Below are 26,528 nucleotides of genomic sequence, written 5' to 3' on the forward strand. Positions count from 1 at the left end.
TTGACATGAGAGAAAAACTACTCGCCAAACTGCAACAACTCCACGCGCAGGCACCCGACAAACTTCCGGTTGTCACGCTCGACGAATACTTCTCGGGCAACACCGAGGAGGAGTGCATTGCCCCGAATCAAGTCGGTTACGGACGCCCCTCGCTTGCCGATTTATACAAGCGTTTTCAAACAATCGAACAACGCCCCGAAGTGCAGGGCGTTTTTGTCGGCATGCATTCCGACTGGGATATGGCGCTCGAAGATTCCGCCACGTGGCCTGCCGCGGAAAACATACACATCCTCGCAAATGCGACCCAGGATGCTGTCGCCGCATGGATCGACGGACTTGAAGCCGACGGTGTCATTGAAGGCTGGCCCTACGGCGAACATCCCGCCGCGCCAAAACCAAAGCCGGGATTTCAAGTTTTCACCGTATGCTGGGATTAATCAGTCATTCACCCATGCCCGAACACAATAACACCAACAAATATACAAACAACGACCTCGCCGGCGGCCCCCTCGCTCACTATAATATAGCAACCCACGTGAAACGCCACTCACGATCCTAACAAACACTTATTATCCACATCATGAATCTCAATGAATACTTGAAAAAATATATCGAAATCTCGCGCCAGTTTCGCGCCAAAGAACGCACGCAAAAGACTGCCGAGCCCCTGCACGAACTCGCAGCCCAGCTTTCGAAACTCCCGCCATCCCCAAAAATCAAACTCATTCTTGCAGACATCTATTCGCTTCTCGGATATCATAAAACCGCGCATGAGATTTTCGCGGAAATCGCCAATCAGGCCGACCGCAAAGATGCGGCGCGCCTGTTCAAAATGAAGGAGCTTGCCGCCTCTCATGCGGACACTTTTGCCATCAAGCCAGTCTTGAAGGACGAAACACCGCACAATTACAAGCTTCCCAATTTTAAATACTGCCCCTGCCCTATGGAAAAAGGAATTTTCCGCGATGACCGCATTATTGAATGCAATTGCTGCGGCAGGGAAACCCCTGTTTATTACGACGGTCCTTTTTATACCGCTGCCGACAATGTAAGATACCTCTGTCCCGAATGTATTCACAGTGGAAAGGCCGCAAAAAAATATGATGCCTCCTTTCAACAAAACCTCGTCAACGACGAGACGATCAAGGATGAGGGCGCGACCGACGAAATCCTGCATCGCACTCCCGGATATGTAAGCTTTCAAGGCAACGCATGGCCCGCGCATTGTGACGACTACTGCGCCTTTTCCAGCTATGTGGGCTGGCCGGAACTGGAGGAAAGAGGCATCGCCGATTCGGTTGAAAATATCAGCGAGCTGGGCTTCGACGCGCTCAAGGACATGCGCAACAACGGTTCTTTGCAGGGATATCTATTTCAATGTTTGAAATGCAAGACTCATGTCATCCTCGCCGACATGGATTGATTTTGTAAAACAATTACCCGCTGTTTCGTCATTCACCCATGTCCGAACACAATAACACCAACAAATATACAAACGACGACCTCGACGACATCACGCTCGACGAAATACTGGGCTTTGTCATCGCCAACTGCGCGGGCGACATCGAGGCGGCCGGCGCGTTTGCGGACGAGTGCCGCGAGCGTTGCGACCGCGAGCACCTTCTCGTCGGCGGCAAGGCGACCGTCATTGTGCGCGGTTACAGCGACGCCGCCGGTCCGCACGAATACACTTGCACGCTCACGCCGGACACGCGGCAGGCGGTTTTGAAATCGCCCAACGGCGCGGAAATCGCGCTCACGATGGACGAATCCTGCGTGGAATTTCTTCGCGAGCTGCGCGCCGGCCTCACCGGAAACGAGGCGGGCGAGGGACCGGAAATCGTCCTCGACGAAACCCAATACATCGACCTCGACGACGCCGTGGCGCCGCGCATCACTTTTGCGCAACTCGTGGAACTCGCCGAGCCGCACCTCGACACCATTGATCGCGCCCGCCTGCGGCGCCACCGGCTCGCCTGGGACAAATACAAGCACACCCACGAGCTCCCCGGCAACGACCTCCACCTCGTCGCGTGCGACGCGCCCTCCGGCAAACTCTACTACGGCACCCCTTCGCTGCAGTGCGAAATCTCGCTTGCCGCGCGACGCGTCATCATCAGCCGCCACGGCGTGAAACCCGAGGGCAGTCTTCACCTGAACATCCATCCCGCGCCCGAGTTTTTCACAGAACTCCATCAGTTGCTCGAAGGCAAAACCACGGACGACTCGACAACGACCGACGACGATCTGCCATATCCCGACGAGAAGAGTTTTTCCGACACAAAAAACGACAAAAAGACCGCGCAATTTGAGCTCTGGCACAACACCGCGGCGCTCAACACCCTTCTGCGCGGCCTTGTCGAAAAAAACAATCTCGTCGGACGGGAGCTCGACATTGCGCGCGGCTACATCCGCAACATCGCCGCGCAATCCGATTTCTACTGCATGCTGATTCGCGGCGGCGTTTTGCAAATCGTGTGTCTCGGCCCAAATCGCGCGCCCTCGCAAACAGTCATGATCTCCATGTCCGCCGACACCGTCATGATCGCGGCATCCGGCGCCGGGGCGAATTGTCCGCTCGCGCCCGAATACAAGCGCCACATCGCCGCCACCCTCGCAGAACACAAAAAGGACGGATGGATCAAATAACCCGCGCCGAAACACCGAACCAAATGCTCGAATCAAAACCGTGGGGGCGCACCTTGCGTGCGTCCTCGCGCCAGCCCGCTTTGTGAATGCGCGCGCAAACTTGTTTACTGGCGCCAAAGGCGCCTCACTCGTCAGCCCGGGGTCGAGCTTGCGAGACCCCGGGACTTCAAGATAGAAGACACGCGCCCTGAAGGGGCGGCACATGCGCATCAATCCCACACGTAGCGTTCATCGCAAACGATGTCATGCTTTGCGAGAAACGCGGGCAAGGGATTGTGATATGATGAAACTGATTGTGGCGCCCTGTCAGGGCGCATTGTTTTCCATCGTTTACCCGGGGTCTCGCACGCTCGACCCCGGGCTGACGAATGGCACGCCTTTGGCGTGCGGCAAATGACAAACAAGTAGCGCCTATGAGTGGCACGCAAACCACGCCCGCACGCCGCAACAAACCCCATTGCGCAAACGTGGGACTGTAAACATCCAGACGCGATTGAGCGAATCACCGTCCGATGCACAGTTCACCGTCATTGCATGAACACCCGCGAACGCACCCTCGCTGTTTTTAATTATCAAAACTACGACCAAATGCCCGTCGTGCATTTCGGCTACTGGACCGAGCTCCTCGCCAAATGGCACAAGGAGGGACACCTCACCGCCGACGAGGCCGAATTCTATTTCGACAAAAACGAATACGACAAAATCATCTGCGACAAACTCGGCTTCGATTTCTGCTGGGGACACCAGCTCACGCCCAGGCACAAGGTGCATCCTTTCTTCGAAAAGAAGATCCTCGAAACACACCCCGACGGCGTCATTCGTTATATAAATCCCGACGGCCTCATCGAGGAAACCGATCCCAACACGACCACCATCCCCGCCACCATCGGCACGCTCATGACCGGACGCGAGGCGTGGGAGGAACTCTACAAACCGCGCCTCCAATCCGGTCCCGCGCGCCACGGCACGCCCGACGAACTCGCGCGCTGGAAACAACTCAGCGAAGAAACCACCGACGCGCCCTTCGGCGTTTATGCCGGCAGCATGTTCGGCTACGCGCGCGACATGATCGGTGTCGAGGCGCTCAGTTATCTTCAAGTCGACGACGAGGACCTCTTCATCGAAATCATCGACACCGTCGCAAACCTCTCCTTCGAAACGGTGAAGGTTGTGCTCGAGGCCGGACTGCGCGTGGACTTCCTGCATTTTTGGGAGGACATCTGTTTCAAAAACGGCCCGCTCATCAACCCCGCCACCTTTGAAAAATACGTCGCCCCGCATTATAAAAAAATCACCGGCATGGCGAAGGCGCACGGCGTGAACCTCTTCTCGGTCGATAGCGACGGCCTCATCGACAAACTCATCCCCGCCTGGTTCGCGAACGGCGTGAACATCATGTTCCCGATCGAAGTCGGCACCTGGGGCGCGAGCATCGCCCCGTGGCGCGAAAAATACGGACGCGAACTGCGCGGCGTCGGCGGCGTCCGCAAAAGTGTGCTCGGCGAGGACCGCGCCGCCATCGACGCCGAAATCGAGCGCATCAAACCGCTCGTCGATCTCGGCGGCTACATCCCCTGCCCCGACCACCGCATCTCGCTGGAGGCCACATGGGACAACGTCCGCTACTACGCCGACCGCATGCGCGCGACATTCTGCCGGTAGCGCGAACCGTCCCCGGTGAGCCGGGATCTTCGCGCACCGGAACCTTGCGCTTTACGCAATCCGTTTCCCAAACATCATCCCGCCGCATGAACACTGTTGCCCGACGCATCGCGCGCCTTTGCGCGATTGCCACCCTCGCGCTCCTCGCCGCGCGCGCCCTCGCGCTTCCCCCGCCCGAAAAACTCCCCGCCTCGCCAACGCCGCCCGACCCGCTTGTCATAACCGGCGGCCCGCGCATCACGACCGCGAAGGACTGGCACGCCAAGCGCGCGCCCGGCCTGCGCGCCCTGTTTCAAAACTACGAATACGGCCTGCGTCCCGGGGAAGTCGCGCCCGTCGCCACCATTATCCGCGAGGACAAAAACGCGCTCGGCGGCAAGGCCACGCTCCGCGAAATCTCGGTTGACACCACGCTCGCCGCCAAACCCGTCCACCTGCTCGTCATCGTGCCCAACAAACAAACGCGCCCCGCGCCGTGTTTTCTCGGCATGAGCTTCCGCCCCGTCCACACACTCCTCGCCGATCCGCTCATCAAAATGCCGCCCAACGGCTCCGAGGAACAACGCGGCTCGCGAATCCGCAGATGGCCCGTCGAACAGATCATCGACCGCGGTTACGCCCTCGCCTGCTTCTTCAACGGCGACATCATGATCGACTCACCCGCGCCCGCGAAAGAGGCGCTCAAGCGCTTCGCCAAGGCCGCCGGCGTCGAGCCCGACGCGCCCGACGCCCCCGGCACAATCATGGCGTGGGCGTGGGGTTACTCGCGCATGTTTGACTGCCTGAAAGACATTCCCGGAATCGACACGCGCCGCGTCGCCATCGTGGGCCATTCGCGCAACGGCAAGGCCGCGCTCCTCGCCGCCGCGTTCGACGAACGCTTCGCGCTCGTCATCCCCAATCAGGCCGGTTGCGGCGGCACCGCGCCCAGTCGCGTGTCAGCCGATGACGCCAAGCCCGGCCCCAAGGGACGCCCCCGTGTGGAAACCGTCGCCGCGATCACCTCGCGCTTCCCGCACTGGTTTTGCCAAAACTTCACCGCCTTCGCCGAGGCGCCCGAAAAACTTCCCTTCGACCAGCACGCGCTCATCGCGCTCTGCGCGCCGCGCCCCGTGCTCATTTCTTGCGCGGTCGAGGACGTGTGGGCAAACCCGCCCGGCCAGTTCGCCATGCTCCGCGCCGCCGATCCCGTTTACCAACTCGTCGCAAAGGAAGGCCTGCGCGCCGGTGTCACCGAAATGCCCGCCACGGGAAAACTGATCGACTCGCGCCTCGGGTTTTTCATCCGCGAAGGCAAGCACGACATGACGCACGAGGACTGGCGCGCCTGGCTCGACTACACCGACAAGTGGTTGCGCTGAGCAAAGCGATAGCGGCCGAATGCCGCCCCCGCTATTCGATCCGCCTCCCCACGCGCAACGCGTCGCCCTCCTCCTCGATTTCAAAAATCACCGCGCGTTCGCTGAGCGTCCGCGCCTTGTTCGGCGTGTGCAAAATCATCATCAATTTTCCATCGTCGAACCTGCGGAACAGCATCGGATGTCCGCCATCGTCCGTGAAAAGCGGTGTCTGCTCCTGGCGCCACGGCCCGGCGAGTTTCCCTGAATCCGAAATCGCGTATCCCGTCGTGTAACCGCCCTCGCCGCCCGTTGACCAAAGCATGAGCAGCTTGCCCGACTTCGTGCGATGCAACCATGAGCCGTCGGTCACATGGCAGCCATATTGGGCGGACTTTTTGCTCCACACCGCGTCGCTACCGTTGAACAAACGCCTCGGCTCGCCGACCGTCGCGGAAAGATCATCCGTCAGGCGCACATACTCCACCGTGCCATCCTTGATCTGCACCCACTCGTGACAAAACACCATGTAAGGCGCGCCTTCCTCGATCCAAAGCGTGCCGTCGAGCGTCATCATGTCGGGCGGCAGCGTGGACTGATTTGGCTTTTCGCCGAACGCACGAAACGGCCCCTCCGGCGAATCCGCAACGAGCACCTGCGAACCGCGTTTCACGCGAGGCAGCCAGTCGCGCCATTGCTCGGGCAGCCGGTCGTCCGTGTCGAACGTGAGAAACAAATAATATTTTCCCTTATACGCGTGCAACTCCGGCGCCCAGATTCCCTGCATCGCCCAAAAGCCCTCGGGGATTTCAAACACCACGCGAGGCCCCGTCCAATCGACAAGATTTTTGCTCGTGTATTGAACAACCGCCGGCCGTCCGTTCGGCCCGACCCGCCCCGTGGAGCTGACGAGATAATACGTCCGCGTTTTCGCATCCGCATACACGCAACAATCCCGCAACCGCACATCGGCCAGCCTCACGCTCCGCCCCCCGGCGGCATGACACTCGGAAATCGACGATGCGAAAAAACCCGCCGCCAAAATACAAAAAACGGAAAACAGTTTCATGCCCCGAATCGCATCCCACGCACCCGACTGCCGCAATCCCGCAAGGCATCTTACGGTTCGAAACAATCAGCGCCCCGTCATGCGGTAGGTGCTTTCCAGCACCATGTGTTCTATCCCGGCAGTTTTCACATGATCAATCGCCCTCGCCAACAAGGCATATCGGGCGCGATCATCACCGCTCACCAGCACACGCGGAACATGCCCCGTGCGCGCGCACTCCTCTTTGTATGAAGCAATCTTCAGGGGGAGATCGCTGATATCGTAAGGCTCCTTATTTATATAAACTGTTGTGTTTTCAGAAACCTGAACAACCAGCGGCTCATGGCTCCCGTGCCCGCATCCGCCGCATCCACCTGCAATGTTGACATCCATTTTCCCCACGTTCGTCAACGCCAGCGAAAACATTACAAACGTCACGAGCAGAAACATCAGCACGCTTATCATCGCTGTCAGATCAAAACGCGCACCGCCCCGTCTTTCCTCAATCGGGGCGTTAATTCTGTTCACATCACCAAAATCGTCGGGATTCATGGTTATTTGATATTCGGGGTTGATGCGCGGCGAAAATTGACGCGCCCAGATCATACCCAACGACAAGCAAAGTCAAGTGAGCCGGGGCATTACGCGTGAAAGCACGCGTGGCAAAAATCGCACCCTCGCCGGAAAAACAACCGCATGAAAGCGGCTCCCAAAATACACCAGCGAGAACACCACCGGCGCGGCGCGCCGTTACATTTTCGCTGGCTTGGGCGCGCGGAGTTTGTTTCGGTTTCCGGCAATATGCGCATTCTTGTTACAGGAGGAGCCGGTTTTCTCGGCTCAAATCTTTGCACCCGCCTAATCAACGACGGACATGAGGTGATCTGCCTCGATAATTTTTTCACGGGACGAAAGGCCAACATCGCCCATCTGCTCGACAATCCGCGCTTCGAGCTCGTGCGGCACGACGTGACCGACCCGTTCAAGTTCGAGGTCGACCAAATCTACAACCTCGCATGCCCGGCGTCGCCGCCGCACTACCAATACAATCCGATCAAGACCACAAAGACGTCGGTGATGGGCGCGATCAACTGCCTCGGCCTGGCCAAACGCGTGAAGGCGCGGGTGTTTCAGGCGAGCACATCCGAGGTTTACGGCGACCCGCAGGTGCATCCGCAGCCCGAGGAGTATTGGGGCAATGTCAACCCGATCGGAAAGCGCTCGTGTTATGACGAGGGCAAGCGTTGCGCCGAGACGCTGTTTTTTGATTACCACCGCGAGAACAAGGTCGATATCCGCGTCATCCGCATCTTCAACACCTACGGTCCGCACATGCTTTCGAACGACGGTCGCGTCGTGTCCAATTTCATCGTGCAAGCGCTCGGGGGCGAGGACATCACAATCTACGGCGACGGTTCGCAAACGCGTTCGTTTTGCTATGTGGACGACCTGATCGAGGGCTTTGTGCGATTCATGGACCAGACGGAAATCGTCGGCCCGATGAATTGCGGAAATCCGGGCGAGTTCACGATGTTGCAGCTCGCCGAGGCGGTGCTGCGCGAAGTCGGCGGAAAATCAAAAATCGTGCACAAGCCGCTTCCGGCGGATGACCCGAAGCAGCGCAAGCCGGACATCTCGCTCGCGCGCCGCGTGTTGAAATGGGAGCCGCAGATTCCGCTCGAGGAAGGCTTGCGGCGCACGATCGCGTATTTCCGCACACAGGCTTGAGCAGCGCGGCAAAACGGAAGCGAGGAACAGATGTTTCGCTCGCGCATCCGCGCCGCCGGCACACTTTAACTTGGAGTTTTCCCAAAAAATCCAAAGAGTCTTTCACTTTCAATCAGTTCACCGCCCGGAAACAAAAACCCACCATGAAGAAAATCACCCTTGGACTCATCAGCTGCCTGCTCCTCTCCGGAGTCGCAATGGCGCAAAAAAACGCAACGCCCCGGATCGTGAAAATCGACACCGAGAGCCTTTCCCTGGTCATGGGCGTGAACAAGGAGGGCTACCTGCTCTTCCACCACTTCGGGCCGAAGATCGAGGACGCGACACCCTTCCTCAAAAAAGGCGAATACCGCCGCGAGCCGACCTACGAGATGGCCTACCTCTCCTCCGGCGGACGCAACATCCGCGAACCCGCGCTGCGCGTCACGCACGCCAACGGCGACATCAACACCGAGCTCGTCTACGTGAGCCACAAGGAAACCGCCGCCGGCGCCGACGGCGCGCGCACGCTCGAAATCCTGCTCCGCGACAAAGTCAACCCGCTCGAAGTCACGCTCATCGTCAAGGCCTGGCAAAAGGAAAACGTCATCAGCGAGCACGTCGTCATCCGCAACGCCGGCGACAAGCCCGTGACACTGCACAACTACTACTCCGCCTACATGCCCCTCAAGGCGAACAAGTATTACCTCAACCATTTCTACGGCGCCTGGGCGCGCGAGATGATGCTCGCCGAAACCCAGCTCACCGCCGGAATCAAGACCGTGGAAAGCAAGCGCGGCGCGCGCGCCACCCGCTGCGAAAACCCGTCCTTCCTGCTCGCCCTCGACACCCCGCTCGCCGAAAACAGCGGCAACGTCATCGGCGGCGCGCTCGCGTGGAGCGGCAACTGGAAGCTGAATTTCGAAATCGACGAATTCGCCATCCTCAACATCAGCGCGGGCATCAGCCCCTTCGCCAGCGACTACACGCTGCCCGCCGGCGCCACCTTCGAAACGCCCGAGATGATCTTCACCTACTCGACCGCCGGCGCCGGCGGCGTCTCCCGCAACCTCCACGACTGGGCGCGCAACCACCGCGTCTACGACGCGCAAACCATCCGCCCCACGCTCCTCAACAGCTGGGAGGGCGCCTACTTCACCTTCGACGAAAAAACGCTCACCGACATGATCGACGACGCCGCCGGCATGGGACTCGAAATGTTCGTGCTCGACGACGGCTGGTTCGGCAACAAATACCCCCGCGACAACAACAAGACCGCCCTCGGCGACTGGCAGGTGAACAAGAAAAAACTCCCCCGCGGCATCGGCTACCTCGCCGACTACGCCGTTTCCAAGGGCCTGAAATTCGGCATCTGGATCGAACCCGAAATGGTGAGCCCCAAGAGCGAACTCGCCGAAAAACACCCCGAATGGATCGTCAAGGGCAAGGGCCGCGAAATCCCCACGATGCGCTACCAATGGCTCCTCGACCTCACCAACCCCGAGGTGCAGGACTTCGTCTTCAGCGTCTTCGACGAAACCATGAAACTCTCCCCCAACATCAGCTACATCAAGTGGGACGCCAACCGCCACGTCGAGAACGCCGGCTCCGCCTACCTCGACGACGACAAACAATCGCACTTCTGGGTCGAATACACCCGCGGCCTCTACAAAGTCTATGAACGCGTGCGCGCGAAATACCCCAACGTCATCGTGCAAGCCTGCGCCTCCGGAGGCGGCCGCGTTGACTACGGCGCGTTGAAATACCACCAGGAAGTCTGGACCAGCGACAACACCGACGCCATCACCCGCGTGCGCATCCAGTATGGCACGAACCTCATCTACCCCTCGCTCGTGACCGGCTCGCACGTCTCGCAAGTTCCCAACCACCAGACGAACAACGTCACCCCTTTAAAATTCCGCTTCGACCTCGCCATGACGGGCCGCTTCGGAATGGAACTCCAGCCCAAGGACATGAACGAGGCGGACAAGGAGTTCGCGAAAATGGCGATCGCCAACTACAAAAACATCCGCGACATCGTCATGCAAGGCGACCTCTACCGCATCAACAGCCCCTACGACAACTCCGGCCTCTATTCGCTCATGTATGTGAGCAAGGACAAAACCCGCGCCGTCATGTCCGCCTTCTGCATCGACTACCGCAACATCATGCCCACCTTCAAACTCAACGGCCTCGATCCGGCAAAACGCTACAAGGTGACCGAGCTGAACGAGAAAAAGTCAAAGTTCTGGGCGAACGGAAAAACCTTCAACGGCGAGTTCCTCATCAACGGCGGTCTCAACCCCCGCCTGATGAAAAACCTCCAAAGCATGGTGCTCCTTCTCGAAGAGACAAAGTAAGGGCTGCTTCCAGCCGTCCATCGCGAGTCGCCCACTCGGGCCACGCAGCAAAGGGATTTCGCGTTGCGCGCACACGCGTTTTCTCAAGCCGCTGTCATCTAATGGATGACAGCGGCTTGGTGTGCCCGCCAACAGCGCCGGAATCAAATTTGCCAAAAACTTAATCGAAAATGCAATTGGCTATGGCCCTCCCCTTCGAGTAACTTTTTAAGGCAAATCCGCATTATGGCATGCCGCCGTCATTACCAAACCCCATGAAACGCACCTGCTCACTCCTCTCGCTGCTCCTGTTTTTCGCGTTTTCCGCGTCCGGACTTCCGGCGGCGGACGCGCCGCAAAAATCCGCGGTCAATCGCGACGCCGCGCTCACCATGGCGCGCCTCTTAAAAACCTCCCCGCTTCTGCTGGATGGCGAAAGAGCCGGCCTGTTGAAAACAGTCCAGGAGTATTCCGAAAAATTACCCCACCCTGTTTTCAGGCAATACCTGAAAGCCGGCGTGGACGAGGCCGCCGCGATGGAACGCGACAACGCGATTCTGGGCTGGTATCGGCTGGCCTTTGACCGCGTCCTCGACGAGGTCGCCAGCACAAAGGTCGAGCAGGGCACGGCCGTGATCTGGATGCTCTACAACATGGGAATCGTGGTGAAGACGCCCTCCGGTTGCTTCGGCGTGGACATCAACCACAAGTATGCGGAAAAGTTTGAGCCCCTGCTGGATTTTCTTTGCGTAACACATAATCACGGCGACCACAAAAGCGTGGAATTGATGAATGCGATGCGCGCGCGCGGCAAACCCGTGCTGTCCAATTTTTACAAAAATGACGCCCAATATTATTCAAAGGAACCTGCGGAGTATAAAATCGGTGCCTTCTCCATCCGCACGGACATCACCGATCACAATGCCAAGCTGCTAAAATTTGTCACGGTGTATAGGCTCGATTGCGGCAAGGACTCGGGCGGCCTTTCCATTTTGCACGGCGGGGATTCCAACTTCAAACCGGAGCAGTTTGAGCGCACGCAGGGGCCGGTTGGCCTGTTTATCACCCGCTGGGGCGCGCCGGAGGAAAACAACTTGCTGGACGCAAAGCCCGGCAAGGGCCGTATCGAGCCCGCCTGCACAATCTTCTCCCACATGATCGAGCTGCGCCACGACATTGAAAAATCCCCGCGCCGCCGAACCCTCAACTTTGCGATGGATAATATTCCCAAGATGCACTGCCCGCAAACCATCATGCCGTTTTGGGGCGAGAAAATGATTTGGAAGAACGGCAAATTGCAGTGAACCCGTCCGCGCAACCCGCACATCAATGAACAAATATAATTTTCAAAAATGGGGCGTCTTTACGGCGGCGACAATCGGTTACGGATTATACTATGTCTGCCGGCTGAGCCTGAATGTTGTAAAGAAGCCGATGGTGGATGACGGCTACCTGACGGAAACGCAGTTGGGCATCATCGGGTCGGCGTTGTTTTTCTCCTATGCGGCGGGGAAATTTATAAACGGGTTTCTCGCCGACCGCGTCAACGTGCGCTATTTCATGGCGGGCAGTTTGCTCGTCGCCGTGGGGGTTAATTTTCTGCTGGGTTTCGCCATTCCCTTCTGGGCGCTTGTCATTCTTTGGGGGCTGAACGGCTGGTTTCAGTCGGCGGGCGGCCCGTGCAGTGTCATCGCGCTGAACAACTGGTTTTCGAGCAAACAACGCGGAACCGTGTATGGGTTTTGGAGCGCGAGCCACAATATAGGCGAGGCGGCGACTTATATACTCGCGGCCGTCGTGGTCGGCGCATTGGGATGGCAATACGGATTTTGGAGCGCGGCCTGCATGGGCGCGTTCGGCGTGGTTTTTATATTTATATTCCTAAAACCGTCCCCGCCTGAAAAAGAGTCGGTTTCGCCCGGACAAGCAGAAGCGCCAAAAGCGGAGAAAGGCTCCGTCAAGAAGCTGCAAATAGAGGTAATCAAAAATCCCATCATCTGGCTGCTGGCCCTGGCAAGCGGGGTGATGTATATTTGCCGCTACGCGGTGAACAGCTGGGGCATTTATTATTTTGCCGCGGAAAAATCATACACGCTGGTCGAGGCGGGCTCGCTGGTATCGGTCAGCGCGGTCTGCGGAACGGTCGGAACCATATTTTCGGGTTGGATTTCCGACCGCTTTTTCAACGCCAAACGCCTGCCCCTCGCATGGATGGCGAGCCTCGCCAATCTGATTGCAATCGCCCTGTTTATGTTCGCCCCGCACAGCACGGTGATCGACATCGTGAGCATGGTTTTGTTCGGCGTGTCGATTGGCGTGCTGATCAGTTTCATGGGCGGATTGATCGCCATGGACCTGGCGCCGAAGGGCGCTGTCGGCGCCGCGGTAGGCATTATCGGGCTGGGCAATTATATCGGCGCGGGAATGCAGGAAATACTCAGCGGCTACCTGATTGAATCGAACAAAACAATCGTTGATGGCCAGACGATCTACGACTTCTCGCACATCCGCATCTTTTGGGTGGCCGCGGCGCTCGTATCCCTGAGTTTGATTTCAGTCATTTGGAAAAAAACGTCACAACACAAGCAGGCAAACGGCTAATTGTATTAGTAAGCGGCGCAAAATAATACCGATATGAAAACACGAAATGACCGTGCTCGCATCCCCAAGGGGGATGAGTCCCTTAGCCCGGGGTTGGCGCGAGTAATGAGCGCCTACCCCGGGTGTCTTGAAAAAAGGGAACACAACCCTGAAAGGGTTGCGTCCACGAAAACGCACGCCGGGCATACGGGCCGCAACCCCGTTGGGGTTGTGTATTTTATTTATTATTCCCAGGGTAGCTCGCTGCGCTCGCAACCCTGGGCTAGATGACAGAAGCCCGTTGGGCTTCATTCAGCGCCTCTCCTATTTCGAACAACTAGCAACCAGACAAACCCATGAAAAAAATAATCCAACTATTTGTCGCCGCGGCCATAATATTACAGGCGGCGAACCTCTGCCCAGCCAGCAAGCCGGCGGCCTCTCAAAAAGAAACAAAACTCAGGTTGTGCACATTCAACATTCGCGGCGACAAGCCCTCGGACGGGCCGAATCAATGGGTTCACCGCAAGGACTGGCTTTGCGAAATTATCCGCAATAATGACTTTGACATCGTAGGTTTTCAGGAGGCCGTGCTGAACCAGTTCGAGGACATACTGGAGCGGGTGCCCCACGGCTTTGTGGGAATACGCGGATTGTATAATCCCATTATTTATAAAACCGAGCGATTCGAACTGTTGCAGACCGACACGTTCTGGCTGTCCGAAACGATGGCGCCCGGCTCGGTGGGATGGGACGGAAAATACGACCGCTATTGCACCTGGGCGAGGTTCAAGGAGCGCAAATCGGGCAATGTGTTTCTGGTGTTCAACACGCATTTTGACCATCGCGGAGTGAACGCCCGGACCAAGTCGGCGGAGCTGATGATCGCGCAAATCAAACGCATCGCAAAGGAGGGCGAACCGGTGTTCTTTTGCGGCGATTTGAACAGGCGCGACACAACGGAAGCCTACAAATTGCTGGCGGCTGTTTTTAACGACACCTTCGTCACCGCGCCTGTTAAAACCGGCCCGATGAACACCGCGCACAGTTGGGGTAGAATAGAACCCATTCACCGGATCGATTATATTTTTGTGAACAACGAGGTGAACGTGACCGACTATCATGTGATCGACGATAAGCGCGGCGAAAACCTGTATCCGTCGGACCATTATCCCGTGTATATAAACGCGACCATTGGAAAAAAGAAACCGTGATGAATAATAAATTGTTTGATTCCCTGAGGGGAAAACTGGTCGTTTCCTGCCAGGCCGAGGAAGGTTCTCCATTCAACACGCCCGAGGGCGTGAGCGCCTTCGCGCAGTCGGCCGTCCGGGGCGGCGCCGCCGGGATTCGCACATGCGGCATTGAGAAAACGGCCTGCATTGTGAAGAACGTCTCCGTTCCGGTCATCGGGCTGACCAAGGCGTATTTTCCCGACGGCACAGTGTGCATAACGGGCGCCTTCGAGGACGTGGAGCAGCTTGTCAAAGCCGGCGCCTCAATCGTGGCGGTTGACGGCACAAATCGCGCAAGGGCGGGCGGACTGGGCGGCGCGGACTATATTCGCGCCATCAAGCAGCGGCATAATATTATAATCATGGCCGACATTGCCACGCCCGACGAGGCGCTTGCCTGCCATGAGGCGGGCGCGGATTGCGTTTCCACGACGCTCTGCGGCTACACTCCCGACACTCTCGCATTTGCCAGGGGAAACCGCCCGGCGTTCGACATGCTGGAAAAGTGCCTGCAAATTTTGCCAAGGGATTATCCTGTTTTTGCCGAGGGACGTTTTAACACGCCCGCCGACGCGCAAAAGGCCGTCGAGCTCGGCGCGTGGGCGGTGGTTGTCGGCTCGGCCATCACCCGTCCGCACCTGATTACACAGTGGTTTGTGGACGCCATTAACGAAAAGGGAAAGGATAACGGGAAATGAATATATTTTTCGGAACAGACGGATGGCGGGGCCGCCTCGGCACGGTGATGAACGAGGAAAGCGTCACTGTGGTGGCGCAGGCCTTTGCTGATTATATAAACAGCCAGGGCGCGCAGTCGCCTGTTGCCATTGGTTATGACACAAGGCTGGCATCATCACTTTTCGCCCGGCGTTTTGCGAAAACACTGTCCGGCAATGGCATCAATGTGTTGCTGGCGGACAAAATAACGCCCACACCCGTGCTTTCGCACGCGGTGAAATATTATCATTGCGCGGCGGGCGTTATGATCACGGCGTCGCACAATCCGCCCGAATACAATGGCATCAAATTTAAATCCGCCCACGGCGGCCCGTTTTCCACCGAGGAAACCAAGAAGGTGGAGTCATTATTATATGCCTCGCCGCGCAAGCATTCGGACGAAAGAGTAAAGCAGGCGGATTTCCTGCCCGTGTATACAGCCCGCTTGGGCGAGTTAATAGATTTCGACGCCATCCGCGGCGCGGCCCTGCCGGTGCTGGTTGACAGCATGGGCGGCGCGGGCACGACGCTCCTCGAAACAATACTGCGGCCGCTGGGTTGCGAAGTGCGAACCATTGACGGCACCCCGTCGGAAAACTTTCACGGACGGCTCGCCGAGCCGATTGAAAAAAATCTCGCCCCGCTCATGGAGGCGCTAGCGAACGGAGATTACGCCCTGGGAGTCGCAACCGACGGCGACGCCGACCGCGTCGGGGCTTGTCTCGACAACGGCGGATGGCTCTCGGCGCAAAAGACGATTTTGCTGCTGGTTGACTATTTAAAACGAGTGAGAAAAGTCCCCGGCGGAATTATAAAAACAAGCTCCGTGTCGGATAAAATACGCGTCTGTTTCGCCTCGCCCGACACACCGATTCATGAAGTGCAGGTGGGCTTCAAATATATTGCCGATGTGATGCTCCAGGAACAAATCGCCTTTGGCGGTGAGGAAAGCGGCGGCTTCGGTTATGGCATGCACCTCCCCGAGCGGGACGGCATCTTCTCCGCCTTGATGCTGATAGAGATGCTGTCGAAATCGGGATTCCGGCGTCTGTCCGACTATGCGGCGGATGCAACCGCGCGCCTGGGCGAAATCTATTACGACAGAATCGACGTGCATTATGACAAGCCGGACAAAAACCAGCTGCTTCCCAACCTGTATAAACGAGGCTGCGCAAACGTGGCCGGTTTTCCTGTCGGGCAAGTGCAGGCGTTTCAAAGCAGCAGGGGCATCGTCAACGGGTTGAAGTTCATCTGCCAGGGCTCGTGCCGCTGGCTGTTGATACGAAGCTCGGAAACGGAGGATATCATTCGCCTGTATGCCGAGGGATGCTCGAACGAGGAAGTGAAGGCACTGCTGGACGGAGGACTGAAGGAAGCGATCGGGAATAGGGTAAGTTGAAGGGGAAGTCGCCCATGCCACTCGATCATCACGGCCTGGCAGCCCGTGCCACGCAGCATCGGCTTCCAGCCGATGGTTTGTATTTAACCGTGACAGCTCCATGCGCCCCAGCTAAGAGTGTCGGTCAAAATATGAAAATTTTCATCCGCAGTTTGTTAGTTTTCCTGTTACTTGTATTCGCTGGATGCAAAACACCATCGGAGGAAGCGCGTATGCGTTATAATCAAGATAAGGCCGACAGGGAGAAGGTGCAAGAACGCGCGGAACGAACCGCAGATTCAGTGCGCAAGCGCAAGCTATACTAAAATATCAAAATTGTATTGGCCGCTCTCAAAAAGTTTTTTTGAAATTTGAGGCAATGCATTTACAGACATTGCAGCGCAAAGCGCCGTCCACAAGCGAGATCCACATACCGCTCGACCATCAAGAGACAAACATGACTGTGGTGAGACGCCGATTGTGCAAGCGGTTTTCCAAAAATAAATTGTCATCTATTAGTGACGCCACATTGGGTCTTCAACGGTAGGGCGAAGCCTCTGGCTGAGCCGAAAACAATCACGGCATTCAAATCGTTTCGGCTCAGCCTGAGGCTTCGCCCTACCCAAAACAGCCCGATTTGATAAGTCGGCGAGGGAGCAAACGCATGCCCGCAAAAAAACCGCGTATTCGTTTTTCGGATACGCGGCTTGTTTTTTTAGGCGGAGTTTTTCCGGCGGTTACTTTTTCTTCGCCTTCTTCGCGGGTTTCGCGGCGCGGGCTTCCTCGACCGCGGCCTGGGCGGCGGCGAGGATTGCGACGGGCACGCGATAGGGCGAGCAGCTCACGTAGTTGAGGCCGAGCGCGTGGCAGAACTTCACCGAGTCGGGATCGCCGCCGTGCTCGCCGCAGATGCCGAGCTTGATGTCGGGGCGCGTGGAGCGGCCTTTCGCGACGGCGAGCTTCATGAACTCGCCCACACCGTTCTGGTCGATCGAGGCGAAGGGGTTCTTCTTGACGATCTCGGCCTCCTGATACGCGCCGAGGAAGCCGCCGGCGTCGTCGCGCGACATGCCGAGCACGGTTTGCGTGAGGTCGTTGGTGCCGAAGCTGAAGAACTCGGCGCTTTGCGCGATTTTCTCAGCGACGATCGCGGCGCGCGGAATCTCGATCATGGTGCCGACTTTGTAGGTGAAGCGCACTTTTTGCTCGGATTGCACGGCCTTGGCGACTTCGTGCACAATGGCGGACTGGATGTCGATTTCATTGGTGAAGCCGACAAGCGGGATCATGATTTCCGGGCTCACTTTGATGCCGGTTTTGCGCACGGCGGCGGCGGCCTCGAAGACGGCGCGCGCCTGCATGCGGGTGATTTCCGGATACTTGATGCCGAGGCGGCAGCCGCGGAAGCCGAGCATCGGGTTGAACTCATGGAGCTCGCTGACGCGGGCCATGATTTTTTCAACGGGGATGCGGAGTTTGCGCGCGAGATCCATCTGCTGCTCCTTGGTGTGGGGGAGGAATTCGTGCAGCGGGGGATCGAGGAAGCGGATGGTGGCGGGGAAGCCTTTGAGCGCCTTGAAGATGCCGATGAAGTCGTCGCGCTGGAAGGGGAGCAGCTTGGCGAGGGCGGCTTCGCGGTCGGCGGTGTTGTTGGCGAGGATCATCTCGCGCATGGAGTCGATGCGGTCGCCTTCGAAGAACATGTGCTCGGTGCGCGTGAGGCCGATGCCGACGGCGCCGAACGCGATGGCGTTGGCGGCCTGGTCGGGCGTGTCGGCGTTGGTGCGCACTTGGAGGCGGGACGCCTTTTTGCACCATGCGATGAGTTGCGTGTAGTGCTTGAACTTCTCGGTCTTTTGCGCGGCCTTGTTGCCCTGGATGGTGCCGGTGATGATTTCGGAGGGCGCGGTCTTGACCTGGCCGGCGTAGACATTGCCGGCGGTGCCGTCGATCGAGAGGTAATCGCCTTCGTTGTAAACCTTGTCCTCGATGGTGGCGGTTTTCTTTTCGTAGTCGATCTGGATGGCGGACGCGCCGCAGACGCAGACTTTGCCCATCTGGCGGGCGACGAGGGCGGCGTGCGAGGAGACGCCGCCGCGCGCGGTGATGATGCCTTCGGCGGCGATCATGCCGCGGAGATCCTCGGGCGAGGTTTCGAGGCGGACGAGGAGGACTTTCTCACCGCGTTCGTGCGCGAGGACGGCACGATCGGCGTTGAAATAAATCTGTCCGGTGGCGGCGCCGGGGCCGGCGGGGAGGCCGGTGGCGATGACTGCGGCTTTTTTGATTTCGGCGGGATCGAAGATGGGCGCGAGGAGCTGGTCGAGCTGGTCGGCCGGGTTGCGCATGATGGCGGTCTGCCAGTCGATGAGCTTCTCCTTGACCATGTCCATGGAGAACTTGAGCGCGGCGGCGGCGGTGCGCTTGCCGTTGCGCGTCTGGAGCATGAAGAGTTTGCCTTCCTGGATGGTGAACTCGATGTCCTGGACGTCCTTGAAATGTTTTTCGAGGATGGCGCGAACCTTGAGGAGCTCGGCGTAGGAGGCGGGCATCTTCTTCTTGAGGTTGATGACGGGCTCGGGTGTGCGAACGCCGGCGACGACGTCCTCGCCTTGCGCGTTGATGAGGAACTCGCCGTAGAATTCGTTGGCGCCGTTGGCCGGGTTGCGGGTGAAGGCGACGCCGGAGCCGGATTTTTCACCGGTGTTGCCGTAGACCATGGCCTGCACGTTGACGGCGGTGCCCCATTCGGTGGGGATGTTGTATTTGCGGCGGTAAACGATGGCGCGGTCGTTCATCCACGAGCCGAAGACGGCGCCGGCGGCGCCGCGGAGTTGCGCCCAGGGGTCGTTGGGGAAGGTTTTTCCGGTGCGTTCCTTGATGAGGTTTTTGAAGAGAGAAACGAGGTTTTGCTGGTCGGCGGCGGTGAGCGCGGAGTCCTCGATGTCGGTGTGGTAGGTTTCGTGCTTGTATTCGTGGATGACGGACTCGAAGGGTTCGTGGTCTTCGTTTTCGCGCTTCTGGACGCCGAGGACGACGTCGCCATACATCTGGACGAAGCGGCGGTAGCAGTCCCAGGCGAAGCGCTCATTGTTGGTGGCCTTGGCGAGGGAGAGGACGGTGGTGTCGTTGAGGCCGAGGTTGAGGATGGTGTCCATCATGCCGGGCATGGAGTCGCGCGCGCCGGAGCGCACGGAAACGAGGAGCGGCATGCCGTCGGCGTCGCCGAACTTGGTGCCCATGATGCGTTCCATGTTGGCCACGCCGGCTTCCATCTGCGCCTGAAGGGCGGCGGGATAGGTGCGTTTGTTGGCGTAATAGTAGGTGCAGACGTCGGTGGTGACGGTGAAGCCGGGAGGCACCGGGAGGCCGATGCGGGTCATCTCGGCGAGATTGGCGCCCTTGCCGCCGAGGAGCGGTTTCATGGTGCCGTCGCCATCGGCCTTGCCCTTGCCGAAGAGGTAAACGTATTTCGCGGATTTCGCGATTTTGCCCTTGGAGGATTTGGAGCCTTTTGGGGCGGTTGATTTTTTAGCGACGGCCTTTTTGGCGGGCTTGGTCGCGGACTTTTTTGTTTTGGTAGCCATTGCTGGTGTTGTTTGGTGATGTTAAAAGAGATGCTGCGTCGCGCAAAAAACCGGGGCAGTCATGCGCGTCAAAGCGGACGGGTAGGCAAAACAGGCAAAGAGCCCACTGTCAACGGCGCAGAGCGCAAGGCATGCGCAAGCGCAATGTTTTTTATAAAACGAAAAAAACCCGCCTGTTGAATCAGACGGGTTTCGTAAAAAAACGGATGTTTAATTATTTGGGAAGACCCACGCTCGGGACGCCCGCGGCGGGAGCGGCTGCGGTGGCGGGCTTGTTCTTGTTAAGCTCGGTGAGCACTTCCTCGGTGATGTCGTAGGCCGCGTCCGCATAAACCAAGGCGCCGCGCTCAACGAGCAGGGTGATGCCCTTTTTCTTGGCGATGTTGGATGCGATTTCGTTGATTTCAACGATGAGCGCCTGACGGGTGGTGGCAACACCTTGCTGGATGAAGCGGACGGCCTGCTGGCGGAATTCGTTAAGTTCGCGCTCCTTGGTCTGGATCGCCTGATAGAGTTGCTGGGCGTTGGTTTCCGCCGCTTTCTTGGCGGCTTCGTTGATGACCGGGTTGCGGGTGATTTCGACCTGCTCTTGGAGCTGAGTGGCCATGGCCTTGCCTTCGTTGAGAAGTTTCTCGGCGTCGGCATTGGCACTTTGCTCGTAGGCTTGGAGCTTGGCCTGCTCGTCCTGCGTCTTGTAATAACCGGTGAGGGCCTTGTTAAGGTCGAGCGTGCCGACCTTGAACGCCTGCGCCTGGACGAAAAGTGCGGAAGAGCCGAAGGCAATTAATGCGATGAATGCTTTGATGGATGTTTTCATGTGTTTGGTGTAGGAAGATGGGCAATAGCCAGAGGCAAAAACCCGAGAACGAAAATACAAAAATATTTATTTAATGATTACAATTGCAAAATTAGTGCAAGTAAAGTAGTTGTTTTTTGTAAACATATTATAATTAATAAGATAGCATCCATTAATTTGGACCGAATTTCGCCGAATTGATCTCCTAGATCACATATTCCCTGTTTTGAAACCATGCGTCGTAACCTTGACATGCCGCGTTAATCGCACCGCAACTCGATTTCCCCGCCGCTGTTCGTCCGTTCACTGCAACTTCAACGGCATGCTTTGGACTCGGGTGTTGAGGTGGTTTATGAGGGCGCCGATGCCTTGCTTGCCGGTGTTCTCGCCGGTGGTGATTGTGCGGGTGGGCAGGAAATTGTCCACCAGCGCGCAATAATCCTTGTTCACCATGATGCCGAGTAGTTCGCCGGATTTGCTGATCACGAGGTCGCCGCGCTTGCTGGCAAAAAAGCTCACGCGCATTTGCACGTAGCCGGGTTGCGTGGCGTCGAGCTTGAACGGCGTTTCCTCATACTTCGTTTTTGTTGGCTCGCTGTTGGTGCTGACCAGGATCGCGTCGGAAAATTTGAAAGGCTCCAGCGAGGTCATGTAAACTTTCACGCCAAGGCCGGCGGCTTGCGCGGGCGTGAGCGGCACGACGAGGATGCGAGGGTCAATGGATAGATAATGGAGCTCGCCTGCGGTGGTGCTGTAGTCGCCGTTTGTGAATGTGATCGCAATGCGCGAGATGTCGGCGCCGGGATAGGTGAGCGCGAAGGGCGTGTCGCTGGCGTGGAAGATCGCGCAGGCGTCCTTGCCGTCGCTCACGAGGATTGTGCGCAGGTCGGCAACGCGCGCGGCCGGGCCGAAGAGTCCCGGGCGCGTGGTTTCGATGCGGGCTCGCACGTTGTTGGCGAGGTATTCGCTGAAAAGCGTGTTGGCGTTGATGGGACGGTTGTCGCGGATTTCCTTTTCGAGGTCGCCGGATTTCACGGCGAGCGTGCCCATGCCTTGCGCGAGTTGCGTGGTGGTTTCCTGCACCTTCAGGCGTTCCTGCCGCTCGGCCTCGACTTGCGTTTTGTAGGTTTCGGCGGTTTCGCGGAGGATGGTTTTCTCGTGCTCGGCAACCTTCACCGCCACGTTGAGATTTTCGATTTTTTCGCGCGCGGCGCGCTGCTCCTGCTCGAGCTTGGCGATGTTGCCGCGCTCGCGCTCGAGCTCGGCTTCGCGATGCTCGAGGTCGCGCTGGAGCGCGGCGACGCGCTCCTTGGACATGCCGGCGTCGCGCTTGGCGGCCTCGACTTCCCGCGCGAGAATCTCGGCGTTGCGCTTGGCGACGGTTATTTGCTGATCGAGTTGCGTGCGCGTCGCGCCCAGATTTTCAACGAGTTTGTTTTTCTCGGCCTCGAGTTGGGCGAGGATTTGTTCGCGCGTCTGGAGATTTTGCGCGGTGTCCCGCAACTGGCGGGCGAGCTCGTCGCGGCGCGCCTGCTCGTCCTCGAGCGAAAGTTTCATCAGCTCGACGAGGTCCTGGTCCTTGGTCGCGGCGGGCGGCGAATCGCGGTCGGTTGACAGCGAGGGGTCCTGCTGGATTGAGGACGCGGCGACGGGCGCGTCCCAGCGCGTGAGCGCAAGGAGGTTGAGCAGGAGAAAATCGCAAATGATGAGGAGAAGCGTTTTGTTCATCGGAGATGAAGGGATTTTCGATTTTCGATTCTCGATTTTCGATTGCGCGCTACCGCGCGGCCTCGAAATTGGAAACGGAGCGGAAGCTCCCAATCGAAAATCGAGAATCGAAAATCGAAAATTTCCTAGAGTTTTGTTGCGGCTGGACTGGCGTTCGTGTCCCCGAGTTGCGGCGTCGCGTCTCCGCTCCCACCCCCGTGCACCTCAAGTATGAGCTGGCGTTTGAAGTGGCGGACGTGGCGGATTTTCACGATTGCGACGCAGAGGATGCCGAAGAGGTTCGACGAATACGCGGCGAGGAGGTTGGCCTGGATGTAGCCGAGCACTTGGAGGACGAGCGCGGTGGCCGTGCCCGCGATGCCCACGTAGAGGCCGGCGTCGAAGAGGTTTTCCTCGTTGTCCATGAGGCGCAGCTTGAGATGGGGCGAAATCGGCTGGCGCGAGATGTGGCGGATCTTGAGCAGGCAGATCACATAGACGGCGATTTGCAGCGCGGCGAAGAGGAGGATGGAGAGGATGGTGGTTGTGTCCATGGCGGTGGTGACGGGAACTTCTGTTATTGGAGAATCGGGTTTGTCGGCAGCCAGCACGGGCACGACGAGTTTGAATTTAAATTCCGAGGGCGGCGGTGTTTTTATGAGAAACGGCTCGCTGGCAAAAACGAGAAACAGGGCGATCATTCCGGCGAGCAGGAAGCTGCGCAAGCGCAGGGGCGAGGAGCGCGAATCGCCGGCGGGCTCGCGCATCGCGCCGCTGAGAAAAACTTCGAGCGCGTGAAAAAGCAAAAACGCGCCGACAAAAAACGCGGCGTATTTGGCGATGAGCGCGACGCGCGGGTTGAGCAGCGCGAACTCGGCGACGGCGGAAATGTTGAGGGCCGCGCTGTGGTTGACGGGCGCGCGGTTGCGCAGGAGGAGCCGCACGGCGCCCTGCCCTTCCCCAAGCGCGAGGCGCAGGTCGGCGAGGCCCTGCTTGCCGTATTCCATGAGGTAGTCGGCGACGTTGTCGGCGGAGCCGGAGTAGAGCGCGGCGGTGTAGATGAGCGGGAGGTTGTCGGAGGCCACGCGGGCGAGCTGCGCGAACTCGCCGACGGTGAGCGCGCTCCCGCTGACGCGGAGAAGCTCGCCGAGCTGCATCCAGTTGAGACGCTTGCCGAGCGCGAGGAGGTCGAGGTAAAAGGTTTCGAGCCGGTCGAGCTGTTTTTCGGCGGCGGCGGTTTCGGCGAGCATGCGGAGTTCGCGCTGGAGCGCGGGCGAGAGGTTGTCGGACTGGTAGAGGAGCGCGGTGAGCAGTATGACCGCGTCGAGCGCCTCGCCGCCGGCGCGATTGGCGGGGACGAAGCGCGTCGTGCCCTGGTTCTCGCGCGTTTGCAAAATGGTCTGCACGCCGATGCTGCGCGAGTTGGCAAGAAAACCCTGGAGCGAGCGGCGCGCCTTTTCCGTTATGAAAAACGTGAGCACGGGCGTGCTTTCGGTGCGGCCTGTGTTTTCCTTGAGCGAGAAGAGCGGGTCGAGAAACGGGTCCCAGCCGCCCCACGGCACCCACTCGGGGCGGCGCGACTCGATGTTCCGGATGCCGCGTTCGAGCTCGGGCGCGCCGGGGTCGCCGACGAGTCGCGCCGCCTCGAGGATGAGGCTGGCCGCGCCGAGCTTTTCCGAGTCGAGCCGCTGCTGGCCGAACGCGGCGACGCGCGGCGTGTTCTCGCCGGCGGCGCGCAGGAGCGCGGGCGTGACGGATTTCAGGTTGACGGGCACCATCCACGCGAGCGCGAGCAGCGCGATCCCGGCCGTGAACCAGGCCGCGGCCGCGGGCAGCTTGCTGTTTTTTTCGCGCTGTGGAGTCATCCTGTGAAGCAATGGAGAATATTGGTTGCGAGTCGGCAATTGCAAACCCACGATGCAAGCGAACATCGACCCATGCTGCTTCCAATAGTTCAATATAATGATCCGGTTTTAAGAAAAAAGGGTGTCAAGATCGACGTCTTCGACGCGCCCCTCGCCACGCTCGCGCGCGACATGGTCGAGACAATGCACGCCGCGCCCGGCATCGGGCTGGCCGCGCAACAAATCGGGAAGGCATTGCAGCTTTGCGTCGTGGACGTATCTCAAGTGGACGACGACTTCGACTGGGAACTCGACGGCAACCACCCGCCGCTGGAGTTGATCATGCCGATGGTGATCGTGAACCCGGAGGTGAAAGTGCATCCGGTTGAAAAGGAAATCGTGGAGGAAGGCTGCCTGTCATTTCCCGACATTCGCGGCGACGTCGAGCGGCGCGACGAGATCACGGTGAAATATCAGGATGCCGAGGGCGTGCCTCATCTGCTCGTGTGCAACGGCATGTTCGCCCGCTGCATCCAGCACGAGGTTGACCATCTTAACGGCGTGCTCTTCATCGACCGCATGTCGAAAAAAACGCGCGGCTTGATCGACAAAAAACTCAAGACCCTGGCGGCAAAAACAGGCGGGGCGTAAACAGGGCAAAAGCAATCTTTTGAAAAGCCCCATGCCAACTCTCACCCAAACGCATAATAATCGAACCCCGGAGTGAAAATGAAAGTATCGATATGCAAATTGGCCTGCCTTGCGTTTTTCACATTATTGCATGTGGCTCCAATGCATTCCAATGATGCAACGGTATCAATGGTGCTTGGCCCTGACACACCCGAACCGTTGCGAACCTGGCTGTTGACCACGGGAACAAAGGTTTCCAAAAATGTGACGAACACCAAGGACGGAACCATCATAATTAGTGTTACCCTTGAAATGTTGAGCGATATGATGAAAGATTATCCGTATGCGGAGACAATTCCCAAAGTGTCCATTTCCGAAAAGGCGTCCATAGAGATAGAGGTTGCCTCCAATCCGTCGCGTTATCGAATAAAACTTGAAGCCAAAACAATGGATTCGGTTGAGTTTGATGAGTTCACATTTACACGACCCAGATGGGGAATAGCCCCACATGGGGCAAGGATAATAATTCGGGATAAAAATGATAAACATATTTATCTGGGCGATGCCGGCAGTTATTCCTCAAATTTTAAAATATCAGAAGTATGCGTCAACCCGCAGGCCAAATGGAGCCTGCTTGATCCCAAGAAGCCATGGGTAAGCGAATGGTTTTCGATAAATGACCTTGGTGATGGAATCAAGCGCGTGACGACAGAAAAAGACCCCAAACAATGGAAGGATTTCAAAATCACGTTTTGGATTAAGATTAATAAAAAGTCCCCGTTTATACTAAACGGGGACTCTGGCTGGATATTAACCGAAAAGTTCAATTTGGACGAACTGATGGAGGCCAATAGAACATGGGAGGGAGAAAAGGGAGAGGTGAATCGTGACGAGTCAGCCATGGTAAGCGATGCGCCAGATCCGACTAACTATGTGAACTGGGAACAGACTCTTCTTGAGTCGGTGATTCAACGAAACGCCAAAACTGAATTCGAAGGCAATGTTCGGAAAAACAAACTTTGTTTCCATGCAACCGGAAGTATTATGGACGGATACAGACTTCCCGGCCTGAAACAGAATGAAATTGCCCTAATTGAAAACAAAAAGTGGGAAATCACGAATATGTTTCCAACTGATCCCGCACCAATGGGTGCCTCAAAAGCATATTGGGATGCCGTCGAAAAATTTTCATCTGAATACAATCGCTTGCTCTACGATTATATGAACCAAAGGAAAACACCTGAACCGGCGTCGACAGGCGCGAAAACATTATTATAGAGTCAAGGTCGCGACGGGAGGGGCTGGTGGTCGT

The 26,528-nt window shown here is 57.8% G+C and carries 22 protein-coding genes; 15 read left to right on the top strand and 7 right to left on the bottom strand.

Going from position 1 to position 26,528, the window contains the following annotated elements; translation table 11 throughout:
- Positions 1-5: 5 nt before the first annotated feature.
- Positions 6-437 carry a hypothetical protein gene (locus M2447_RS00880; protein WP_277556956.1) on the top strand — a complete coding sequence of 144 codons (432 nt, stop codon included), beginning with the start codon at positions 6-8 and terminating at the stop codon, positions 435-437.
- A 110-nt stretch (positions 438-547) separates the two neighbouring features.
- On the opposite strand, the gene M2447_RS00885 is transcribed toward M2447_RS00880, so the two are convergent.
- Positions 548-856 carry a hypothetical protein gene (locus tag M2447_RS00885; RefSeq protein ID WP_277508313.1) on the bottom strand — a complete coding sequence of 103 codons (309 nt, stop codon included), beginning with the start codon at positions 854-856 and terminating at the stop codon, positions 548-550.
- Here M2447_RS00885 and M2447_RS00890 point away from each other — a divergent pair.
- From M2447_RS00890 to M2447_RS00905, 4 genes are all read left to right on the top strand, one after another.
- Positions 833-1,423: a CbrC family protein gene (locus M2447_RS00890; protein ID WP_277508315.1), complete on the top strand. Its 591-nt coding sequence runs from the start codon at positions 833-835 to the stop codon at positions 1,421-1,423. The two genes, M2447_RS00885 and M2447_RS00890, sit on opposite strands and share 24 nt — an antisense overlap.
- A gap of 38 nt (positions 1,424-1,461) precedes the next feature.
- Entirely contained in the window at positions 1,462-2,649 is a 1,188-nt protein-coding gene (locus tag M2447_RS00895) for a hypothetical protein (protein ID WP_277556957.1), read from the top strand.
- A gap of 534 nt (positions 2,650-3,183) precedes the next feature.
- Positions 3,184-4,311: a uroporphyrinogen decarboxylase family protein gene (locus M2447_RS00900; RefSeq protein WP_277556959.1), complete on the top strand. Its 1,128-nt coding sequence runs from the start codon at positions 3,184-3,186 to the stop codon at positions 4,309-4,311.
- 86 nt (positions 4,312-4,397) lie between these two features.
- Positions 4,398-5,672, top strand: coding sequence for a hypothetical protein (locus M2447_RS00905; RefSeq protein WP_277556960.1), 1,275 nt, complete (start codon positions 4,398-4,400; stop codon positions 5,670-5,672).
- Positions 5,673-5,703: 31 nt separating this feature from the next.
- Here M2447_RS00905 and M2447_RS00910 read toward each other — a convergent pair whose 3' ends face one another.
- On the bottom strand, positions 5,704-6,717 hold the full coding sequence (locus M2447_RS00910) for a glycoside hydrolase family 43 protein (RefSeq protein ID WP_277556963.1): 1,014 nt from the start codon (positions 6,715-6,717) through the stop codon (positions 5,704-5,706).
- Positions 6,718-6,783: 66 nt separating this feature from the next.
- On the bottom strand, positions 6,784-7,248 hold the full coding sequence (locus tag M2447_RS00915; RefSeq protein ID WP_277508321.1) for a biopolymer transporter ExbD: 465 nt from the start codon (positions 7,246-7,248) through the stop codon (positions 6,784-6,786).
- A 249-nt stretch (positions 7,249-7,497) separates the two neighbouring features.
- Between M2447_RS00915 and M2447_RS00920 the strand changes: the two genes are divergently transcribed.
- The 8 genes from M2447_RS00920 (at position 7,498) to M2447_RS00955 (ending at position 16,978) form a co-directional block, all read left to right on the top strand.
- Positions 7,498-8,424, top strand: coding sequence for a UDP-glucuronic acid decarboxylase family protein (locus M2447_RS00920; RefSeq protein WP_277556964.1), 927 nt, complete (start codon positions 7,498-7,500; stop codon positions 8,422-8,424).
- Positions 8,425-8,567: 143 nt separating this feature from the next.
- Complete coding sequence (locus tag M2447_RS00925; protein WP_277556965.1) at positions 8,568-10,763, top strand: alpha-galactosidase; 2,196 nt, start codon at positions 8,568-8,570, stop codon at positions 10,761-10,763.
- 254 nt (positions 10,764-11,017) lie between these two features.
- The gene (locus tag M2447_RS00930) at positions 11,018-12,046 is read left to right on the top strand and encodes a hypothetical protein (RefSeq protein ID WP_277556966.1); all 1,029 of its coding nucleotides are present in this window, start codon (positions 11,018-11,020) and stop codon (positions 12,044-12,046) included.
- 25 nt (positions 12,047-12,071) lie between these two features.
- On the top strand, positions 12,072-13,343 hold the full coding sequence (locus tag M2447_RS00935) for an MFS transporter (protein WP_277556967.1): 1,272 nt from the start codon (positions 12,072-12,074) through the stop codon (positions 13,341-13,343).
- Between the two features lie 335 nt (positions 13,344-13,678).
- Positions 13,679-14,536, top strand: a complete 858-nt coding sequence (locus tag M2447_RS00940; RefSeq protein WP_277556968.1) for an endonuclease/exonuclease/phosphatase family protein — start codon at positions 13,679-13,681, stop codon at positions 14,534-14,536.
- A complete protein-coding gene (locus tag M2447_RS00945; RefSeq protein WP_277556969.1) occupies positions 14,536-15,255 on the top strand; it encodes an N-acetylmannosamine-6-phosphate 2-epimerase in 720 nt (239 codons plus the stop codon). The genes M2447_RS00940 and M2447_RS00945 overlap by 1 nt, the downstream gene beginning before the upstream one ends.
- Positions 15,252-16,673, top strand: a complete 1,422-nt coding sequence (locus M2447_RS00950; RefSeq protein WP_277556971.1) for a hypothetical protein — start codon at positions 15,252-15,254, stop codon at positions 16,671-16,673. The genes M2447_RS00945 and M2447_RS00950 overlap by 4 nt, the downstream gene beginning before the upstream one ends.
- A 14-nt stretch (positions 16,674-16,687) precedes the next feature.
- The gene (locus tag M2447_RS00955) at positions 16,688-16,978 is read left to right on the top strand and encodes a hypothetical protein (protein ID WP_277556973.1); all 291 of its coding nucleotides are present in this window, start codon (positions 16,688-16,690) and stop codon (positions 16,976-16,978) included.
- 411 nt (positions 16,979-17,389) lie between these two features.
- Here the strand turns inward: M2447_RS00955 and ppdK are convergent, their stop codons facing one another.
- From ppdK to M2447_RS00975, 4 genes are all read right to left on the bottom strand, one after another.
- Positions 17,390-20,239: a pyruvate, phosphate dikinase gene (gene ppdK / locus M2447_RS00960; RefSeq protein ID WP_277556974.1), complete on the bottom strand. Its 2,850-nt coding sequence runs from the start codon at positions 20,237-20,239 to the stop codon at positions 17,390-17,392.
- Positions 20,240-20,453: 214 nt separating this feature from the next.
- Positions 20,454-21,056 carry an OmpH family outer membrane protein gene (locus tag M2447_RS00965; RefSeq protein ID WP_277556975.1) on the bottom strand — a complete coding sequence of 201 codons (603 nt, stop codon included), beginning with the start codon at positions 21,054-21,056 and terminating at the stop codon, positions 20,454-20,456.
- Between the two features lie 282 nt (positions 21,057-21,338).
- Entirely contained in the window at positions 21,339-22,763 is a 1,425-nt protein-coding gene (locus M2447_RS00970) for a hypothetical protein (RefSeq protein WP_277556977.1), read from the bottom strand.
- Positions 22,764-22,888: 125 nt separating this feature from the next.
- Complete coding sequence (locus M2447_RS00975) at positions 22,889-24,607, bottom strand: hypothetical protein (protein ID WP_277556978.1); 1,719 nt, start codon at positions 24,605-24,607, stop codon at positions 22,889-22,891.
- A 72-nt stretch (positions 24,608-24,679) separates the two neighbouring features.
- On the opposite strand from M2447_RS00975, the gene def reads away from it, so the two are divergent.
- Positions 24,680-25,237, top strand: a complete 558-nt coding sequence (def, locus tag M2447_RS00980) for a peptide deformylase (RefSeq protein WP_277556980.1) — start codon at positions 24,680-24,682, stop codon at positions 25,235-25,237.
- 78 nt (positions 25,238-25,315) lie between these two features.
- Positions 25,316-26,494 carry a hypothetical protein gene (locus M2447_RS00985; RefSeq protein ID WP_277556981.1) on the top strand — a complete coding sequence of 393 codons (1,179 nt, stop codon included), beginning with the start codon at positions 25,316-25,318 and terminating at the stop codon, positions 26,492-26,494.
- Positions 26,495-26,528: the final 34 nt, after the last annotated feature.

The organism is Ereboglobus sp. PH5-10, assembly GCF_029504735.1.
Lineage (GTDB): Bacteria > Verrucomicrobiota > Verrucomicrobiia > Opitutales > Opitutaceae > Ereboglobus.

What these genes read in the sequence shown, in the direction of transcription:
- M2447_RS00900 (WP_277556959.1), top strand. Translation starts at nt 3,184, where the DNA reads ATGAACACCCGCGAACGCACCCTCGCTGTTTTTAATTATCAAAACTAC.
- M2447_RS00890 (WP_277508315.1), top strand. Translation starts at nt 833, where the DNA reads ATGAAGGAGCTTGCCGCCTCTCATGCGGACACTTTTGCCATCAAGCCA.
- M2447_RS00935 (WP_277556967.1), top strand. Translation starts at nt 12,072, where the DNA reads ATGAACAAATATAATTTTCAAAAATGGGGCGTCTTTACGGCGGCGACA.
- M2447_RS00975 (WP_277556978.1), bottom strand. Translation starts at nt 24,607, where the DNA reads ATGACTCCACAGCGCGAAAAAAACAGCAAGCTGCCCGCGGCCGCGGCC.
- M2447_RS00970 (WP_277556977.1), bottom strand. Translation starts at nt 22,763, where the DNA reads ATGAACAAAACGCTTCTCCTCATCATTTGCGATTTTCTCCTGCTCAAC.
- ppdK (WP_277556974.1), bottom strand. Translation starts at nt 20,239, where the DNA reads ATGGCTACCAAAACAAAAAAGTCCGCGACCAAGCCCGCCAAAAAGGCC.
- M2447_RS00965 (WP_277556975.1), bottom strand. Translation starts at nt 21,056, where the DNA reads ATGAAAACATCCATCAAAGCATTCATCGCATTAATTGCCTTCGGCTCT.
- M2447_RS00985 (WP_277556981.1), top strand. Translation starts at nt 25,316, where the DNA reads ATGAAAGTATCGATATGCAAATTGGCCTGCCTTGCGTTTTTCACATTA.
- M2447_RS00910 (WP_277556963.1), bottom strand. Translation starts at nt 6,717, where the DNA reads ATGAAACTGTTTTCCGTTTTTTGTATTTTGGCGGCGGGTTTTTTCGCA.
- M2447_RS00915 (WP_277508321.1), bottom strand. Translation starts at nt 7,248, where the DNA reads ATGAATCCCGACGATTTTGGTGATGTGAACAGAATTAACGCCCCGATT.
- M2447_RS00950 (WP_277556971.1), top strand. Translation starts at nt 15,252, where the DNA reads ATGAATATATTTTTCGGAACAGACGGATGGCGGGGCCGCCTCGGCACG.
- M2447_RS00940 (WP_277556968.1), top strand. Translation starts at nt 13,679, where the DNA reads ATGAAAAAAATAATCCAACTATTTGTCGCCGCGGCCATAATATTACAG.
- M2447_RS00930 (WP_277556966.1), top strand. Translation starts at nt 11,018, where the DNA reads ATGAAACGCACCTGCTCACTCCTCTCGCTGCTCCTGTTTTTCGCGTTT.
- M2447_RS00920 (WP_277556964.1), top strand. Translation starts at nt 7,498, where the DNA reads ATGCGCATTCTTGTTACAGGAGGAGCCGGTTTTCTCGGCTCAAATCTT.
- M2447_RS00885 (WP_277508313.1), bottom strand. Translation starts at nt 856, where the DNA reads ATGAGAGGCGGCAAGCTCCTTCATTTTGAACAGGCGCGCCGCATCTTT.
- M2447_RS00880 (WP_277556956.1), top strand. Translation starts at nt 6, where the DNA reads ATGAGAGAAAAACTACTCGCCAAACTGCAACAACTCCACGCGCAGGCA.
- M2447_RS00905 (WP_277556960.1), top strand. Translation starts at nt 4,398, where the DNA reads ATGAACACTGTTGCCCGACGCATCGCGCGCCTTTGCGCGATTGCCACC.
- M2447_RS00895 (WP_277556957.1), top strand. Translation starts at nt 1,462, where the DNA reads ATGTCCGAACACAATAACACCAACAAATATACAAACGACGACCTCGAC.
- def (WP_277556980.1), top strand. Translation starts at nt 24,680, where the DNA reads ATGCTGCTTCCAATAGTTCAATATAATGATCCGGTTTTAAGAAAAAAG.
- M2447_RS00955 (WP_277556973.1), top strand. Translation starts at nt 16,688, where the DNA reads ATGCCACTCGATCATCACGGCCTGGCAGCCCGTGCCACGCAGCATCGG.
- M2447_RS00925 (WP_277556965.1), top strand. Translation starts at nt 8,568, where the DNA reads ATGAAGAAAATCACCCTTGGACTCATCAGCTGCCTGCTCCTCTCCGGA.
- M2447_RS00945 (WP_277556969.1), top strand. Translation starts at nt 14,536, where the DNA reads ATGAATAATAAATTGTTTGATTCCCTGAGGGGAAAACTGGTCGTTTCC.